13 protein-coding genes and 1 riboswitch are annotated in these 15,561 nt (G+C 67.6%); of the genes, 2 read left to right on the forward strand and 11 right to left on the reverse strand.

All coding sequences use genetic code 11. The features are described 5' to 3' along the window. Window position 1: 1 nt before the first annotated feature. Genes bluB through DK368_RS22290 form a run of 8 tightly spaced genes read right to left on the reverse strand, consistent with a single transcriptional unit; the run spans window position 2 to window position 7,728 of the window. Entirely contained in the window at window positions 2-637 is a 636-nt protein-coding gene (gene bluB, locus DK368_RS11180; protein ID WP_114394037.1) for a 5,6-dimethylbenzimidazole synthase, read from the reverse strand. Continuing rightward, entirely contained in the window at window positions 634-2,121 is a 1,488-nt protein-coding gene (locus DK368_RS11185) for a cobyric acid synthase (protein WP_114394038.1), read from the reverse strand. Before DK368_RS11185 ends, bluB begins: the two co-directional genes overlap by 4 nt. After that, complete coding sequence (gene cobO, locus DK368_RS11190; protein ID WP_420818898.1) at window positions 2,121-2,735, reverse strand: cob(I)yrinic acid a,c-diamide adenosyltransferase; 615 nt, start codon at window positions 2,733-2,735, stop codon at window positions 2,121-2,123. Before cobO ends, DK368_RS11185 begins: the two co-directional genes overlap by 1 nt. Continuing rightward, window positions 2,732-3,262, reverse strand: coding sequence for a bifunctional adenosylcobinamide kinase/adenosylcobinamide-phosphate guanylyltransferase (gene cobU / locus DK368_RS11195; protein ID WP_114394040.1), 531 nt, complete (start codon window positions 3,260-3,262; stop codon window positions 2,732-2,734). The genes cobO and cobU overlap by 4 nt, the downstream gene beginning before the upstream one ends. Further along, entirely contained in the window at window positions 3,252-4,046 is a 795-nt protein-coding gene (locus tag DK368_RS11200) for an ABC transporter ATP-binding protein (protein ID WP_114394041.1), read from the reverse strand. Before DK368_RS11200 ends, cobU begins: the two co-directional genes overlap by 11 nt. Further along, window positions 4,043-5,047, reverse strand: a complete 1,005-nt coding sequence (locus DK368_RS11205; protein ID WP_114394042.1) for a FecCD family ABC transporter permease — start codon at window positions 5,045-5,047, stop codon at window positions 4,043-4,045. Before DK368_RS11205 ends, DK368_RS11200 begins: the two co-directional genes overlap by 4 nt. Beyond that, window positions 5,044-5,871 (reverse strand): ABC transporter substrate-binding protein, encoded by an 828-nt coding sequence (locus DK368_RS11210; RefSeq protein WP_155524551.1) that lies wholly within the window; start codon window positions 5,869-5,871, stop codon window positions 5,044-5,046. Before DK368_RS11210 ends, DK368_RS11205 begins: the two co-directional genes overlap by 4 nt. Window positions 5,872-5,880: 9 nt before the next feature. Then, window positions 5,881-7,728 carry a TonB-dependent receptor plug domain-containing protein gene (locus tag DK368_RS22290; protein ID WP_162305994.1) on the reverse strand — a complete coding sequence of 616 codons (1,848 nt, stop codon included), beginning with the start codon at window positions 7,726-7,728 and terminating at the stop codon, window positions 5,881-5,883. A gap of 197 nt (window positions 7,729-7,925) precedes the next feature. Further along, window positions 7,926-8,138: riboswitch (cobalamin riboswitch) on the reverse strand. A gap of 294 nt (window positions 8,139-8,432) precedes the next feature. On the opposite strand from DK368_RS22290, the gene DK368_RS11220 reads away from it, so the two are divergent. Further along, window positions 8,433-9,716: a tetratricopeptide repeat protein gene (locus tag DK368_RS11220; protein ID WP_114394045.1), complete on the forward strand. Its 1,284-nt coding sequence runs from the start codon at window positions 8,433-8,435 to the stop codon at window positions 9,714-9,716. A gap of 42 nt (window positions 9,717-9,758) precedes the next feature. Further along, window positions 9,759-11,846 (forward strand): motility associated factor glycosyltransferase family protein, encoded by a 2,088-nt coding sequence (locus tag DK368_RS11225; protein ID WP_114394046.1) that lies wholly within the window; start codon window positions 9,759-9,761, stop codon window positions 11,844-11,846. 84 nt (window positions 11,847-11,930) lie between these two features. Here DK368_RS11225 and DK368_RS11230 read toward each other — a convergent pair whose 3' ends face one another. From DK368_RS11230 to DK368_RS11240, 3 genes are read right to left on the reverse strand one after another with little or no spacing between them, the layout of a single operon-like run. After that, a complete protein-coding gene (locus DK368_RS11230; protein WP_114394047.1) occupies window positions 11,931-12,467 on the reverse strand; it encodes a GNAT family N-acetyltransferase in 537 nt (178 codons plus the stop codon). 12 nt (window positions 12,468-12,479) lie between these two features. Further along, window positions 12,480-14,528, reverse strand: coding sequence for an aminotransferase class III-fold pyridoxal phosphate-dependent enzyme (locus tag DK368_RS11235; protein WP_205028167.1), 2,049 nt, complete (start codon window positions 14,526-14,528; stop codon window positions 12,480-12,482). Further along, complete coding sequence (locus DK368_RS11240) at window positions 14,525-15,538, reverse strand: Gfo/Idh/MocA family protein (RefSeq protein ID WP_162305995.1); 1,014 nt, start codon at window positions 15,536-15,538, stop codon at window positions 14,525-14,527. The genes DK368_RS11235 and DK368_RS11240 overlap by 4 nt, the downstream gene beginning before the upstream one ends. Between the last annotated feature and the right edge of the window lie 23 nt (window positions 15,539-15,561).

A 15,561-nucleotide genomic window follows, 5' to 3' on the forward strand; every position in this document is an offset into this window, starting at 1 on the left:
GTCAGCGGCGCAGGATCTTCTCGGCCATGGGGCGTCGATGCTCCCAGCCTTCCCGCTCCAGTTCGGGCACCGGGTCGTCCTTCACGGGATAGCCCAGGCAGAGGTAGCCGACGAAATTCCATTCCTCCGGCACATCCATCACCTGCCGCACCTCGACCGGGTCGAGGATCGACACCCAGCCGAGGCCGATGCCATGGGCGCGGGCGCTGAGCCACAGGGTATGGATGGCCATGACGGCGGAATAGGCCAGCGTTTCCGGCATGGTGCGCCGCCCCAGCCCGTGCCCCTGGTCGGGGTCGGGGTCGGCGAAGACGGCGATCTGCACCGGCGCCCGGTCGATTCCCTCCAACTTCAGCTTGGCATACTGGGCCACACGCTCGCCCTGCTCGGCCAGGGCCTGGGTATTCTCGCGCAGGAAGATCTCCCGCACAGCGGCCCGGCGGGCCGGATCGTCCACACGGACGAAGCGCCAGGGCTCGCTGAGCCCGACGCTGGGTGCCATGGCCGCATCGGCGAACAGCTGCGTCATCACCGATTCGGAGATGGGATCGGTGCGGAAATGCCGGATGTCCCGGCGCCACCGCAGCAGGGCGCGGAAGTTATCCTGGAACGGCGGGTCGAAGTCGGGAACGATCATGGTTCACCACGCGAACGGGCCACGGCCAGCAGGCCATCCAGATCCAGATGCTGTTCCATGGCATCGGCAATCTCATCCAGCGCCGCCTCGACGACCACCCGATGATCCATGCCGTCCGAGGCAGCACCCAGTCCGGATAACAACTCGGCCCGAGCAGCACCCGCGGTCAAGAGCCCATGCACGTAAGTGCCCCGGATGCGACAATCCACCGACATGGCGCCATCGGACCGGCCATCGCCCAGGGTCAGCGCCGGGCGGACGCAATCCGGACCGCTTGTGACACCCACATGGATCTCGTATCCCGAAAACATGGCACCACCCGGAAGCCGGCCCCCGACCTCCCGCACGGTTTTCCGGCTGGTCAGCACCGTCTCCACATCCAGCAGCCCCAGACCGGGCGCCGAACCCGGTGTTCCCTCCACGCCGTCGGGATCGGCAATGAAGCGGCCGAGCATCTGGTAGCCGCCGCAGAAGCCCCAGACATGGCCGCCCCGGCGGACATGGCCGGCCAGATCCACATCCCAGCCCTGGGCACGGAAAAAGGCCAGATCCGCCAGCGTCGCCTTGCTGCCCGGCAGCACCACCAGATCGGCATCACCGGGCAAGGGCCGGCCGGGCGGAACGAAGGTCAGCGAGACGCCGGCTTCGCGCGCCAACGGGTCCAGATCATCGAAATTGGCGATGCGGGCCAGCATCGGCACGGCCACCCGCAGGGCCTTTCCCTCCGGTCCCGTCGGCCGCGTCTCCAGCACCACCGCGTCTTCCGCGGGCAGACGGGCCGCCGCAGGCAGCCAGGGCAGGACACCGAATGCCGGCCATCCCGTCCGCTCCGCGATGATGCGGAGGCCGTCATCGAACAACCGGATGTCGCCGCGGAAGCGGTTGATGAGGAAACCACGGATCATGGCACGGTCGGCAGGGTCCAGCACGGCGGCGGTGCCCACCAGACTGGCGATGACGCCACCGCGGTCGATGTCCCCCACCAGCACCACGGGCACGCCGGCCGCCCGGGCAAAGCCCATATTGGCGATGTCGCCGGGGCGGAGATTGACCTCCGCCGGGCTGCCAGCCCCTTCCACCAGGACCAGATCAGCCTCCGCCTCCAGGTGGACGAAGCTCTCCAGGACACGGGGTAGCAGGGTCGGCTTCAGGGTCAGATAGTCGCCGGCCCGGGCCGTGGTCAGTACCCGCCCCTGAACCACGACCTGGGCCCCCACATCGCTCTGGGGTTTCAGCAGCACCGGATTCATGTGGACGCTGGGCGCCACGCCGCAAGCCAGGGCCTGAAGCGCCTGGGCCCGGCCGATCTCGCCGTGGCCGCCCTCCACACCCGCGGCCACAGCCGCATTGTTCGACATGTTCTGCGCCTTGAACGGACGCACGGCCAGACCGCGGCGGCGGTAGGCGCGGGCAAGCCCCGCCACCAGCAGCGACTTGCCCACATCCGACCCGGTTCCCTGCAGCATCAAAGCAGGGACGCGCATCAGAACTCGATCCCCTGCTGCGCCTTGATGCCCGCCTCGAACGGGTGCTTGACCGCGGTCATCTCCGTGACCAGATCGGCAGCGGCAATCAGCTCCGGCTTGGCATTGCGCCCGGTGACCAGCACATGCAGGTCCGGGCGGCGGGTGGAAAGGACGGCGACCACCTCCTCGATCGGCAGGTAATCGTAGCGCAGGGCCACATTCAGCTCATCCAGGACCACAAGCCGGCAGGACGGGTCCGCCATCATCCTGCACGCCACCTCCCAGGCGGCGCGGCAGGCCGCGACGTCGCGCTCCCGATCCTGGGTCTCCCAGGTGAACCCCTCGCCCATGACCCGGTGCTCGATGAGGTCGGAGAAGCGCTTCAGCGCCTCCTGTTCGCCGGTGGCCCAGGTGCCCTTGATGAACTGTACCAGACCACAACGGAAGCCATGGCCGGCGGCCCGCATCAACAGACCGAAGGCCGCCGTGCTCTTGCCCTTGCCCGCCCCGGTATGGACCATCAGCAAGCCCTTCTCGTCGGTGTTCCGGGCCACCCGCGCATCCTGGAGGGCCTTGCGCTTCTCCATCTTGGCCTTGTGGCGGCGGTTCGCCTCGTCCTGATCCATGCTCATCCTCCCTTGTCGGGCAGCACGCCCTTTACGGCCAGCGGCAGTCCGGCCACCGTGAACACCACCCGGTCGGCGCGGGCGGCGAGATGCTGGTGCAGGCGCCCCGCCTCGTCCCGAAAGCGGCGGGCCAGGGCGTTGTCCGGCACGATGCCCAGCCCGACCTCATTGGCGACCAGCACCACGGGTGCCGCCGCCCGCGCCAGGGCCGCCGTCAGATCGGCGGTCGCGGCAGCGATATCCCGGTCCGCCAGCAGCAGATTCGACAGCCACAAGGTCAGGCAGTCGACCAGCACCGGCCGGCCCGCGGCAACGTCGATGGCGCCCGGCAGGTCCAGCGGGGCCTCGACTGTCTCCCAGCCCGGCACGCGGCTGGCCCGGTGATGGGCGATGCGCTGGACCATCTCCGCATCGAAGGCCTGCGCCGTGGCGATATAGACCCATGGCCCCGGCAGGGCCGTCACCAGCCCTTCGGCGAAGCGGCTCTTGCCCGAGCGGGCGCCACCAAGCACCAGTGTCAGGTCAGCCGCCATGGCCCACCTCGCGGTTGAGACGCCAGGGCAGGGCATAGGCCTGCCCCTCGTGCCGGCCCGTCAGCAGATCCACACCATAGATGTCGGCCAGCGTCCCGCGCTCCAGCAGATCCAGCGGCGCACCGTCGGCCACCACCGCCCCGCCGGCCAGACAGACCAGGCGATGGCAGTAGCGCAGGGCGAGGGCCATGTCGTGCAGCACCACGATGACGCCCTGCCCGGCGGCGGCCCGCTGCTTCAACAGATCCATGACCTGCAACTGATGCGCCGGATCAAGGCCCGCGACCGGTTCATCGGCCAGGATCATGCGGGGCTGTCCGGCCAGAACACGGGCCAGCATGGCGCGCGTCCGCTCGCCACCGGACAGGGTGGTGACCGTCTGCTCCGCCAGTTGCAGCACGCCGCAATCGCGCATGGCGGACTGGATGGCAGCCCGATCGTCGGCCCCCTCCCCCGCCAGCGGCCCGCGATGGGGCAGACGCCCCAGCGCCACGGTATGGCGGACGCTGAGCGGCCAGTGGGCCATGCTGCCCTGTTCCAGATAGCCGATGGCGCGGGCTCTGGCGCGGGCCTCAAGACCCGACAGCGGCCTATCCTCCAGCAGCACGGCTCCCTCGGCCGGGGAGCGCAACCCGGCCAGCACGGTCAGCAGCGTGCTCTTTCCGGCACCGTTCGGGCCGATCAGCCCGACCATTTCCCCGGCAGCGACGGCCAGACCGGCCCGGTCCAGCAGAGTGCGGCTGCCGATCCGGACGGTGACGTCCCTGGCCTCCAGACGGATCATCGCATCTCTCTCCGCAGACGGGTGAGAAGGTACAGGAAGAACGGGGCGCCGATCAGGGCGGTGACCACGCCCAGCTTCAGTTCGTCATTGGTGGGCAGCAGCCGCACGCTGATATCGCCGGCCAGCAGAAGGCAGGCACCGGCCAGACCGCTGGGCAGCAGGGCCGCACCCGGCCGCTGCGCCACCAGGGACCGGACCAGATGCGGAACCACCAGCCCGACGAAACCGATGCTGCCACTGACCGACACAGCGGCCCCCACGGCCAGGGCCGTCCCCAGGACCAGGGCCGTCCGCACCCGCGGCAGGCTGACACCCAGGCTGGCGGCCGTGCATTCCCCCAGCGCCAGGGCATCCAGCGCCCGGGACTGGGACAGCAGCACCAGGCAGCCTGCCAGCATGAACGGCAGGGCAAGGCCCACATGGGACAGGCTGCGGTCGGTCAGCGAGCCCATCAGCCAGAAGGCGATCTCCAGCGCCGCATGGGCGTTCGGCGCCAGATTGAGGGCCAGGGAGGTGAAGGCCGAGGCCAAGGCCGTCACCGCGACACCGGCCAGGACGAGCGTGAGCGTCCCCGGTTCGCGGCCGGCGATGAGATGCACGATCCCGACGGCCACCAGCGCGCCCGCGATCCCGGCCAAGGGCAAGGCCAGGCCGGCAAGACCGGCGATGCCGAAATAGATGACGCAGACAGCCCCGAAGGCAGCGGCACCGGACGTGCCCAGCAGGCCTGGCTCGGCCAAGGGGTTCCGCAACAGCCCCTGCAAGGCCGCACCGGAAAGGCCGAGAACGAATCCGACCATCGCCCCCAGCACCGCACGCGGCAGCCGGATCTCCCGCGCCACCAGCGCCGTGGGGGAGTCGCCGCCGGCCAGCAGCGCCTGTGACAATTCCAGCGGCGCAATATCGGCGGGTCCCACCAGAAAGGACAGGACCAGCAGCCCCAGCATCAGCAGGGTCAGCGACGCGATCAGGGGACCGGTGCGGATCATATTGCCAATCATGGGGCACCTCCCTGTGCCGCGGAGGCCAGCAACGGCACGCCCTCCACGGCTCCCGGCCCGGCGCAGAGCCAGTAACGCAGGGGGAATTCGACAGGGCGCATGCGGCCAGCCACAGGCGCCAGCGCCGGATGGTCCAGCAGGGCCTGCCCCTGGCTGTCATGGCCGCTGCGGCGGCTGTCGATGACAAGGATATCCGGGGGATTCAGCACCAGGTCCTCCAGCGCCACACGGCCGGTCGCCCCGTGGGCATAATGGTCGGCAATGTTCTGCAGTCCGGCACGCGCCAGCATATCGGTGATGAGGCTGCGGCCACCCGGCACGTCGCCGCCGGGTCGGAACAGGGCGGCAGTCAGCCGGGAGCGGCCAGGGGGCGGCGTGATCTGGGTACGGATCCGGTCCGCCAGGGCATGCCCCCGCGCGGAGGCGCCCACGGCGGCGGCCAGCTGTTCGATCTGACCGGGAATATCGTCAAGGGAGGAGGCCGTCGGCAGCTTCAGGACGGGAACCCCCAACCGTTCCAGCATCTCCAGTGTGGACCGCCGCGTGAACCCGCCGGTCACCACCAGATCCGGCTTCAGCATCAGCACGGATTCGGCCCGGCCATCATGCCGGGGCAGGCCCTCGGCCAGGGACGCCGCCGGTGACAGGTATGGATCGCCGGCCAGCAGGCTGACAGCGGCGATCCGGTCCCGGTCCGCCACCGCCAGCACGAACTGGTCGGCACACAGGCTCAACGACACGATGCGGCGCGGCGCTTCCCCCGCGGCAACCGCCGACGCTCCCGTCAGCATCGCCAGCAGAACAGCCGGGAGCAGGCGCCGCACCGCCACGGCTCAGAACGCCCCCCGCACGCCCACATAGGCGGCGGTTCCGGAGGTGCGATAGCCGTAGACTTCCTGGTAATTCTCATCGAACAGGTTTTCGACCCGCCCGAAGACGCTGACCGCGTCGGTGACCTGCTGGCTGACGCGCAGATCCACCACCGTGTAGCTGTCCAGGATCGGGGCGCTGGCTGAGGCGCGGTCACGCTGGCGCGAGACATAGCGCAGGTCCGTGCCGATCTCGGTGCCGGCCAGCGGCCGCACCGCCGCCGAGAGATTGACCGTATGGCGCGGCCGCCGCGGCAGCGCCCGGTTGGTGGCCGGGTCCTCCGTATCCAGCAGCGTGTAATTGCCGCTCAGATCCAGCCAGTCCAGCGGACGCAGGGTCGCCGCCAGTTCGACACCCTTGGTCTTTGCCTTGGCGATATTGACGTAACCGCTGGTGAAGGCGATCAGATTGTCATAGTCGGTGTGGAAGACACCGGCTTCCAGCTCGATCCGGCCATCCAGGAAGCTCTGGACCACGCCGGCATCGATGCCCTTGCTGGTTTCCGTCTTCAGGTCGCGGTTGCCATAATCCGGATCGAACAGCTGGTACAGGCTGGGCGCCTTGGCGGCGGTGCCGTAGCTGGCGCGCAGGCGCGTGCCCGTGGGCAGGCTCCAGGACGCGGCGATGCGGCCGGTGGTCTTGCCGCCGAACCGGCTGTTGTCGTCATGGCGCACACCGCCGGTGATGAAGACCGCATCGGTGACGGCCAGCTGATACTGGGCGAACACCGCGTCGGTATGGACCTCCGCGTCGGTACCGGTGGTCTTGACCCCGCTGATGGTGGAGGTGTTCTTGGCCTTTTCCCATTCCCGCGAGGCGCCGGCGGTCAGGACATCGGCGGAACGCAGCTTGAGCTCGGTCTGGTAATCGAGGCCAGTCCGGGACCCGTCATAAGTGGAGTAGCGGTAATAACCGAGCGGCTCGTCAAAATCCCGGTCGGTATCGCTGCCGGACAGGGTCAGCGTGTGGCTCCAGCGTCCATCCAGAAGATCGAAGCCGGCCGATGCGCTGCCGTGCAGGACCTTCTTCTTCTGGCTGGCCGGGCCATCCTGACTGGTGGATGGATCGAAATCGGAGTCCATATCTTCATAACCGCCAGACAGGTTGAGGCGGACAGTGTCGGCGATGACCGTGCCCAGACGCCCCGACAGGTTCAACGCCTCGGCCCCGTCATTCTCGCCACCGGCGGCGACGCGGGAGAAGCCGTCCGACTTCACCCAGGCGGCATTGAAGCTGCCCGAAACCGTACCCACGCGGCCGGCCACCGTCCCCTGGATCCGGCGCGTATCGAACGCGCCATATTCGGCCAGCCCATTGACCCGCACCGGCCCATCAGCCTGCTTGGTGATGATATTGATGACGCCACCCATGGCATCGTTGCCATAAAGGGCCGACTGCGGACCACGCAAGACCTCGATGCGCTCGATTCCCGCCGTGGTCATAGCACTGAAATCAAAGTCATTTCCGGCACCGCTGGGGTCGTTGACCTCGACGCCGTCGATCAGAACCTTGACCTGGCCGGTGTCGGAACCGCGGATGCGCACGGCGGACGAGGCGCCCAACCCGCCTGTGCGGGAAATCGAGACGCCGGGGGTGCGTGCCAGCACGTCCAGCACCTGGGTCCGCTGGCTGGACTCGATCTCTTCTGCGGTCACGACGGTGATGGCGCTGCCGACCTGATTGAGCGGCGTCGGGCGGCGCGTGGCGGTGACTACGATCTCGGACAGGGAATCGCTGGACTGGGCGGCGGCGGCACCGGGGGCCAGGACGGCGGCGGTGGCCAACAGGGTCGAAAGATGGATGTGACGCACGGCGATGATGATCCCTTCGCAACAGTTGGACGGCGAAGGGCTGCACCCGGATCGACAACTGCCGATCCGGCGTCGTTGACACAGGCAGCATCCGGGCAGGGATCTCCCTTCCCGAACGGCAGGCCGGCACGCGCCCCTTCGCAGCGCCGGCGCGATACGGGATACCCCGCGCCCCCAGGACACCCCGCCCGGCGACCACGCAGCGCATTGCCGAGGCAGGTCTCCTGGCTCACGGGTCAATGCGGCGGCCCAGCCTTCCCAGCGCACCGGGTTCCCCGGATTGCCAGTGGCATTGATGGGCGCCGCTCACCGCTTACAGTTGCGGGGGCAGCCGCGGCTTGGACGAATATCGCCTCCACCGCGTTCCCTTTTCATCCGCTTGCGCGGAACCATCGGTGCAGCGACCCTAATCAAGCGGAGGCGCAAGAACAAGAGGCGATCCGCATCATACGGGGAAGGGCAGGCTTCGCCCCGAATGATTTTGCCGCGGAACGGCGCTGCTGCAGCGCCTGCGGATGTCACCCGGATGCCCCCTCAATTGTCCCGTTTGGAGTGGACATTCTGCTGAATTGCATGCCTATTTCTGAAGCATCGGGGTTGCAGCGGCGCAGGCTCCGAACCGGTCTTTGACCGGCATCCGGCGTGGGGCGCCGGAACCAGCCGCACGGGGGAAACCCCGTCTTCTCTGGATGGGCAGACAGCGAATGAGCAATGACATCTCCGCCCTTGCGGATATCGTGACCAGCGCCATCACCGTCGCGCAGTTCGACAAGGCGGTGGAGGCGGCCCGTAAGCTGTCGGAGATGGGGGCGTCCGACCAGATCCCGTCCCGGGCGGTCGCGCAGATGCTCTATGCCAACGGCGTAACCGAGAGCGCGCTTCCGCTGCTCCGCCGCATGGCCCAGTACCAGACCGACGACCATGTCCCGCTTTATGTCCTGGCCCACCATGCCCAGAAGCTCGGGCTGGAGAAGGAGGCGCGCCGCTATCAGGCAACGGCTCTGGAGCGGGCTCATACCCGCATCGCCCAACGGTTGAGCGATCTTGCCTCCAGCGCCGGTCCGGTTCTGCTCGGCCCCTGGCTGGGCGAGCCGGAGTTCGAGGTGCTGTACTGGATTCCGTTCCTGCGCAAGGTGCTGTCCCAATACGGGATCGATCCGGCCCGGTGCATCGCGGTGTCCCATGGCGGCGCCAGCAGCTGGTATGCCGGCCTGGCCGCCCGATGCTGGGATGTGTCGGAAAACAGTGATGCCGGAACCGTGACACGGTTGCAGGCGGAGCGTGTCGCCGCCACGGGCTTCACCTTGCAGGCAACCATCCGCAGCCAGGATGCCGCCGTGGTCAATGCCTGCCGCGAAGCCCTGGGATTGGACAGCGTGAAGGTGCTTCACCCGCTGGCCATGTTCGACATCCTGCATCCCTATTGGGCCGGGCAGATGCCCGTCGAACACGCCCTGGCGTTCCTGTCGCCCTATCCCGCCAACTGGAAGGCGGCGCCGGAGGGCGCGGTACCGGCGTGCGACATCGTCAGCAGCTTCCAGCAACGGCCCTATTTCGTTCCCTCGCCACTGACCGAGAACTTCGCCAACAGTCTTGCTGCCGCGGCGGGCCAGTTGGGCCGGTCCCTGCTGGATGTCTCGGCCCTGGTCGATGGCGGGGCGGAGAACCCGTTCGTCCCTTCGCCACGCGACAATGTCCTGGCCCTGTCAACCGACGATGTCTCGCCGGAACTGTCCCTGGCCGCCGTTGCCGCCACATTGGGTGCCGGAAAGGTCTATATGGGGACCTATGGCGTCGGCTGCTTCCTGGCGCTGGCCCAGGGGCGCCCCGCATTCGGTGCCGTCTATGGTGCCGGAACCATCGTCGCCGCACATACCCGGCTGGCCGAGGCGCTTCTTGGCTCCGACACCGTCCGCCTGCATGTGCTGGATGTGACGGACTGGGATATGTGGATGGCTGCCCTGTCCGCCGTCGAAGCCAGGGTCTGACCGGCCTTTCCTTTGCCCACCCCTTGATCAGGTAGTCGTTGCATGACCGAGCAAACGCCCCCGGCCGCCCCCGCCCCTTCTGCGGCGGACCCCAGCCAGGTGCCGCCGCTGGAGGCCATCGACCTGTTCGAGCGCAATATGCGCTTCTTCGCCCGGGCCTTGCCGTCGCTTTACCAGGGCTTCCTGACCTACAAGCCGACCAAGCAGCTGCTCTGGTACCCGGATGGAGAGGTGAATGTCCGCGGACCCAACGGGCTGATGTATCCCACCGGGGGCCGGGCCGAGAACGAAGCACAGGCCAAGAAGGCCATGCTGAGTCCGCAGCAGATCGTGATCGGCGGCGCCAGTACGATCCCCGAGGCTCCCCGCCTTTTTTCGAAGAAACGGCGCGCGGCGCTGCCGACGTTTGACTGGCCGACCCAGTATTATGACGATCGTGACCAGGACGCCCATTCCGACGATTTCCTGGTCGATGTCTTTGACTATCTGGAAAGCAACGGCATCAAGCTGAGCACCCTGCCCAAGGTGCAGAATCCCTATTTCGTCGTTCTGTATGGCATGGGGTTGGGCACGGACCTGTTACAGATCCTCGAATACCACCGCCCGCGGGTCCTGCTGCTCTGCGAGATCGACATCGATCTCGTCTACTTCTCCTGCTTCCTGATGGATTGGGAAAAGTTGTACCGGACCGCGGAATCCTGGGGTGGCAAGGTCCTGCTGAACATGGCGCTGTCTGCGGTCGAAATCTATCGCACCGTGGCCGGAACCGTGGCAGCCGAGTGCAACCTGGCCATCGATGGCATGATCAGCTATGTCCACACCCCCTGCGAGGCACCGTTGCGCATTGCCGCGGCGGAGTTCCATACGCAGCGGACGGCCCAGTTCGCCTCCTTCTTCGGTTTCATCGTCGATGAAATCAACATGATGAAGAACACGTTCCGGAATCTGCAATCCGGGACGCGGCGGGTGCTGGGTCATGTCAGCGAAAGCTGCAAGCTGCCGGTCATCGTCGTGGCCTCCGGCCCCTCGGTGACGGCCAGCCTGGACTTCATCCGCGAGAACAAGGACCGCGCCATCATCATCAGCTGTGGCTCGGCGTTGCGCATCCTGACCCGAGCGGGGATCAAGCCCGATTTCCACTGCAATCTGGAACGGGCCAAGGAAGTGTACGACATGCATGTCGAGCTCCAGAAGGAGACCGACCTGTCGGACATCTATGCCGTGATGACGACCACGGTCTGGCCGGGCATCGACAGCTTCTTCAAGGACACCATCTATTTCTTCCGTGCGCCGCTGTCGCCCGTGGGCGTCTTCGTTGACCGGGATGACGAGATCCTGAACCACGAAGGCCCGACCGTCACCAACACCGCTTTCTCGCTGGCCATGCGCCTGCAGGCGCCGGAAGTGTATCTCTGCGGTGTCGATCTGGGCTCGGCCGATCCCAAGCGCACCACCCGCAATCCCGACGCCTGGGGCGTCACTCCGCGCGAGCTGACCATCCCCGTGCGCGGCAATTACGGCACCACCGTCTTCACCGACCAGACGCTGGTGCGCCAGCGCCTGAACCTGGAGGAGCAGATCCGTCTGGCGACGGGGCAGGCCAGCCAGACCAAGGTCTACAATCTCAGCAACGGCGTGCGCATCGACGGCGCCATGCCGGCCCGTCCCGGCTATGTCCGCATGGCGCAGCCGGTGGTGGAGAAGGCGGAACATCTGACCGCCCTGGTGCAACAGTTCCCCGTCTACACCCGCGAACGGTTCGAGACGGCCTGGCTCAGCTCCGAGGTGCGTGACGGCGTGCAGGAATTGATCAAGTTCCTGACCGAGTCCCTGGTCAAAGCGGATGATTGGGACCACACGTTGATGCACGCGCTGGATCAGGTGAACCAGTACAGCCACCTGTCCTTCCGCCGGCAATATGCACGCCGGCTGTTGCGCGGATCGCTGACCACCATGTCCCAGACCTTCCAGTCCGTGTTGAACCGGCTGGAAGACCAGTCGCGCCGCAAGGAGGTGTTCAACACCTTGCGCAATCTGTATCTGGACATGCTGGAACGGGCGGAGCGGGAAGCCTACGGCCTTGCCGACGAGCTGGAAGCCGAGGACGGAGCCTTCGGCGTGATGATCTGAACGGGACCGGGGAGCTCACACCGCGCTCCCTCCCCTGACCGAGCGGGTTCCGGCCGCCCCGGACGGCGGTCCCCAGCCGATCGTTCAGACCGGGGTCAAGATCTCCAGCAGGATATCATCCTGCCAGTCGCCCTCGCAGAGCCAGTGGCGCGGGCGGCGGGCCGCTTCGTGGAAGCCCGCCTTGAGGAAGGCCCGGCGGGATCCCTCGTTGTTGCCATAACAACTGGCCGTGACCTTGTTCAGTCCGAGCATCTCGAACGCATAGCCGGTCAGGGCGGCAATGGCCTCCGCCGCCAGACCCTGCCCCCAGCAGGCACGCTCCCCCAGCATCAGCCCCAGATCGGCCCGGCGGTGATACGGGTCGATGGGGCCGAGCTTGATGTTGCCCACATGCAGGCCGCCCTCGCGCAGCACCATGCCCAGCAGCAGCGTGTCCGGGCTGGCGTTCGCCTCCTCCACGAAGGCAAGGGTGGCGGCGGCGCTGCGGTCGCCGTGGCGCACTTCCAGGAAACGGGTGACCTCCGCATCCCGGAGCCAGCCGAGATAGCGTGGCCCCACATCCGCCGCGGTCAGGGTCCGCAACAGCAGCCGCGGCGTGGCAAGGGGTGTGTGCAGGCGCATCGCCGCCCGCCCTCAGCGTACCTTGAAGATGGACTCGATGGCCGGACGGCCGAGGCGGGCCTCCAACTGCCCGGTCGCCAGTTCCTCAGCCACCACATCCAGGGCCGCACGGTAGCCCGCCAGGACCTGGGCCACGTCCACAGCGGTGTGGGCGTAGGTGACATTGTGGTTGCCGGCCGTCAGCACGCCCCGCTTCAGGATTTCCATCAGGAAGCGGGTCCGGATCGCCTCCTTGCGGGCCTTGGGATGGTCGTCGATGGAAAGAATGCTCCAGGGAGCCAGACCGATGGGGGCGAAGATCCCGTCCAGCCCGGCCGCGGTGATGGCGTTGCACACGCCATCGGCCACCGTCTTGCCCGTGCTCCACAGGCGTTCGATCACCGGCTCCCGCCGCATCTTGTCGATGGTGGCGATGCTGGCCGCCAGGGACAGGGCCTCGCCGCCGAAGGTGCCGGAGAAGAAGATCTCCTCCATCTCCCGCATGACATCGGCACGGCCGACCACGGCGGAGATGGGGAAGCCGTTGGCCATGGCCTTGCCGAAACTGGCCAGATCCGGCGTGACGCCGAACAGCTGCTGCGCGCCGCCGAGGGAGAAGCGGAAACCGGTGATGACCTCGTCGAACACCAGCAGGGCGCCATGCTTGTGCACCAAGGCCTTCAACTCCTCCAGGAAGCCCGGCGCCGGCTCGACGACCGACATGGGTTCCAGGATCAGGGCCGCGACGTCGCCGGCATGCTGCTCCAGCACGCTTCTGATGGCGTTCAGATCGTTGTAGGGCACGGCATGGGTCAGGGCACGCACGGCCTTGGGCACGCCCTTGTGGCGTGTGGTCGAGCCGATATACCAGTCCTGCCAGCCATGGTAGCCGCAGACCAGGACATGATCGCGGCCCGTATAGGCGCGGGCCAGACGGATGGCGGCCGAGGTGGCGTCGGTGCCGTTCTTGCCATAGCGCACCATCTCGGCGCAGGGGATGATCTCCACCAGCCGCTCGGCCAGCTCGGTCTCCAGCGCCGTCGCCAGACTGTAGCTGACGCCGTTCAGCATCTGATCGCGCACGGCCTGATCCACATCGGGATCATGGTAGCCGAGGACCACCGGCAGCAGGCCGCTGATCAGGTCCACATATTCGTTGCCGTCCACGTCCCAGACGCGCCCGCCCTCACCATGGGTGAGGAACAGCGGAGAGGCGCCGGTCGGAAACTGGATCCAGCTCTTGCTGAAGGTCTGGCTGCCCAGCGGGATGACCTTCAGTGCCCGCTCCAACAAGGCATTGGAGGTAGAGAAATCCGTGGCTGTGACGGTGCCCACCTCGTCGGCCAGAGACTTGGCAAAACCTTCGTCACGGACGGCCGGCGCCTGCTGCTGGCGCAGGCCGGGCACGCTGTCCAGCACCGACAGGATGTCCAGGTGCGACGGCACGCGGTCCGCCGGCAGATGGGCGGCGATGGCGCGGAGATAGGCCAGATCGGCGGGCTCGTCCACGGTCCAGCGATGGGCCGCCAGACCGGGCACGGCACAGGTCAGGTTGCGGACCTTGAAACGGTGACGGTTGTTGGCCAGGAAGGCCGTGACATGCTCCCGGTCGGAAGGACGAGTCGCCTCCAGATGCGCCGTCTTCAGGGCGGCCGCCGTCATCACCTCACAGTCGAGGCCATCGGGCCAGGTGGGCGGGCTCTGGTTGGTGGCGTAGTCGGCCCCGGTTTCCTTCAGCAGGCGCAGCACCTGACCGCAGATGGCGGGGTCGAGGAACGGGCAGTCCCCTGTCAGCCGCAGGACGATGTCCGCGCCTTCAACCAGAGCCGCCTGCGCGTAGCGGGCCAGCACATCCTGCTCGGAGCCGCGATGACAGGGGATGCCGCGCTCGGCACACCAGGCGGCCACCGGATCATCGCTGGAAGCGACGGTGGTCGCCACCACGGCGCGATCGACACCGGGAATGGACTGGGCGGCCCGGACGACCCAGGACAGGACCTCTCGTCCGGCCAGATCGGCCAGGATCTTCTGCGGCAGGCGGGTCGAGCCCATACGGGCCTGGATGATGGCGACGGTCGTCATGGCGACTTGCTCTTGGCTGCGTCGGGAAGGTTGGCAAGACGGCGGGCGGCGATGACCTGGTCCAGCACGGCCAGGGCCTCCCGCCCGTCACAGACGGGTGCGGTTCCCCGGTCGATGGCGTCCAGGAAGGCCCGCATCTCGTCCACATAATCCTCATCATCGCTGCCGGGCAGCACGGCATCGACCAGAACCCTCCCATCCGCGCCGAAATGGCGCAGGCGGCGGCCCAGCAGATCCAGCTCCAGCAGGCCCTCCGTCCCGACGATCTCCGTCGCCCGGCGGTCGGGCCGCGTCACATAATCCAGATGGATGGTCGAGCGGGCTCCGTCCGCATGGTCCAGCACGATGTCGGCCATGTCCTCCGACGGCATGTCGAGCAAACCGCTGCGCCGGGCCAAGGCCGCGACGGTACGGGCCGGACCCAACAGGTGCCAGGCCAGGTCGAATTCATGGATGATGTCGAACAGCACCCCGCCAGTGCCGGCGTCGGCGGTATAGCCGGCCCGGTAATCCTGCCAGGGTCGCCAGGCCGGCAGGTAGGAGGCGCAGATCAGACGGCCCCAGAGCAGACGGCCGATGCCGCCCGCGGCAATGATGCACCGCGCCTGCCGCACCACCGGATTAAAGCGCATGTTCAGCCCGGCGAAGACCACCAGTCCGGCCGCGGCCGCCCGGCCCAGCACGGCGGCCGCGGCATCCGGGTCATGGGCCAGCGGCTTCTCGACGAAGGCCGGCAGGCCGGCGGTGATGGCGGCATCCAGGTCGGCCAGATGGAAGCGGTTGGGACTGGCGATCAGGGCGGCACCGGCAGCGGCCAGGGCCTGATCCCGCGACTCCACGGCCCGTCCACCGGCCTGGACCAGCAGGGTCCGCCGGTCGGGCGAGGGATCGAAGCCGACCACCCCGCGTCCGAGCGCCAGCAGATTGCGGGCATGGCGGAGGCCGATGGAGCCGAGGCCGAGGACCGCGACAGGAGCAGGGGAAACGCCGGAAACGGACCGACCAGTCACGATGGCTACCCAGTGAGAACCGG

Origin of the sequence: Oleisolibacter albus (assembly GCF_003336875.1) — a bacterium.
In the GTDB taxonomy this organism is placed as follows: Bacteria; Pseudomonadota; Alphaproteobacteria; order Azospirillales; family Azospirillaceae; genus Niveispirillum; species Niveispirillum album.

What these genes read in the sequence shown, in the direction of transcription:
- DK368_RS11185 (WP_114394038.1), bottom strand. Translation starts at nt 2,121, where the DNA reads ATGCGCGTCCCTGCTTTGATGCTGCAGGGAACCGGGTCGGATGTGGGC.
- DK368_RS11235 (WP_205028167.1), bottom strand. Translation starts at nt 14,528, where the DNA reads ATGACGACCGTCGCCATCATCCAGGCCCGTATGGGCTCGACCCGCCTG.
- DK368_RS11200 (WP_114394041.1), bottom strand. Translation starts at nt 4,046, where the DNA reads ATGATCCGTCTGGAGGCCAGGGACGTCACCGTCCGGATCGGCAGCCGC.
- DK368_RS11205 (WP_114394042.1), bottom strand. Translation starts at nt 5,047, where the DNA reads ATGATTGGCAATATGATCCGCACCGGTCCCCTGATCGCGTCGCTGACC.
- cobU (WP_114394040.1), bottom strand. Translation starts at nt 3,262, where the DNA reads ATGGCGGCTGACCTGACACTGGTGCTTGGTGGCGCCCGCTCGGGCAAG.
- cobO (WP_420818898.1), bottom strand. Translation starts at nt 2,735, where the DNA reads ATGAGCATGGATCAGGACGAGGCGAACCGCCGCCACAAGGCCAAGATG.
- DK368_RS11225 (WP_114394046.1), top strand. Translation starts at nt 9,759, where the DNA reads ATGACCGAGCAAACGCCCCCGGCCGCCCCCGCCCCTTCTGCGGCGGAC.
- bluB (WP_114394037.1), bottom strand. Translation starts at nt 637, where the DNA reads ATGATCGTTCCCGACTTCGACCCGCCGTTCCAGGATAACTTCCGCGCC.
- DK368_RS11220 (WP_114394045.1), top strand. Translation starts at nt 8,433, where the DNA reads ATGAGCAATGACATCTCCGCCCTTGCGGATATCGTGACCAGCGCCATC.
- DK368_RS11230 (WP_114394047.1), bottom strand. Translation starts at nt 12,467, where the DNA reads ATGCGCCTGCACACACCCCTTGCCACGCCGCGGCTGCTGTTGCGGACC.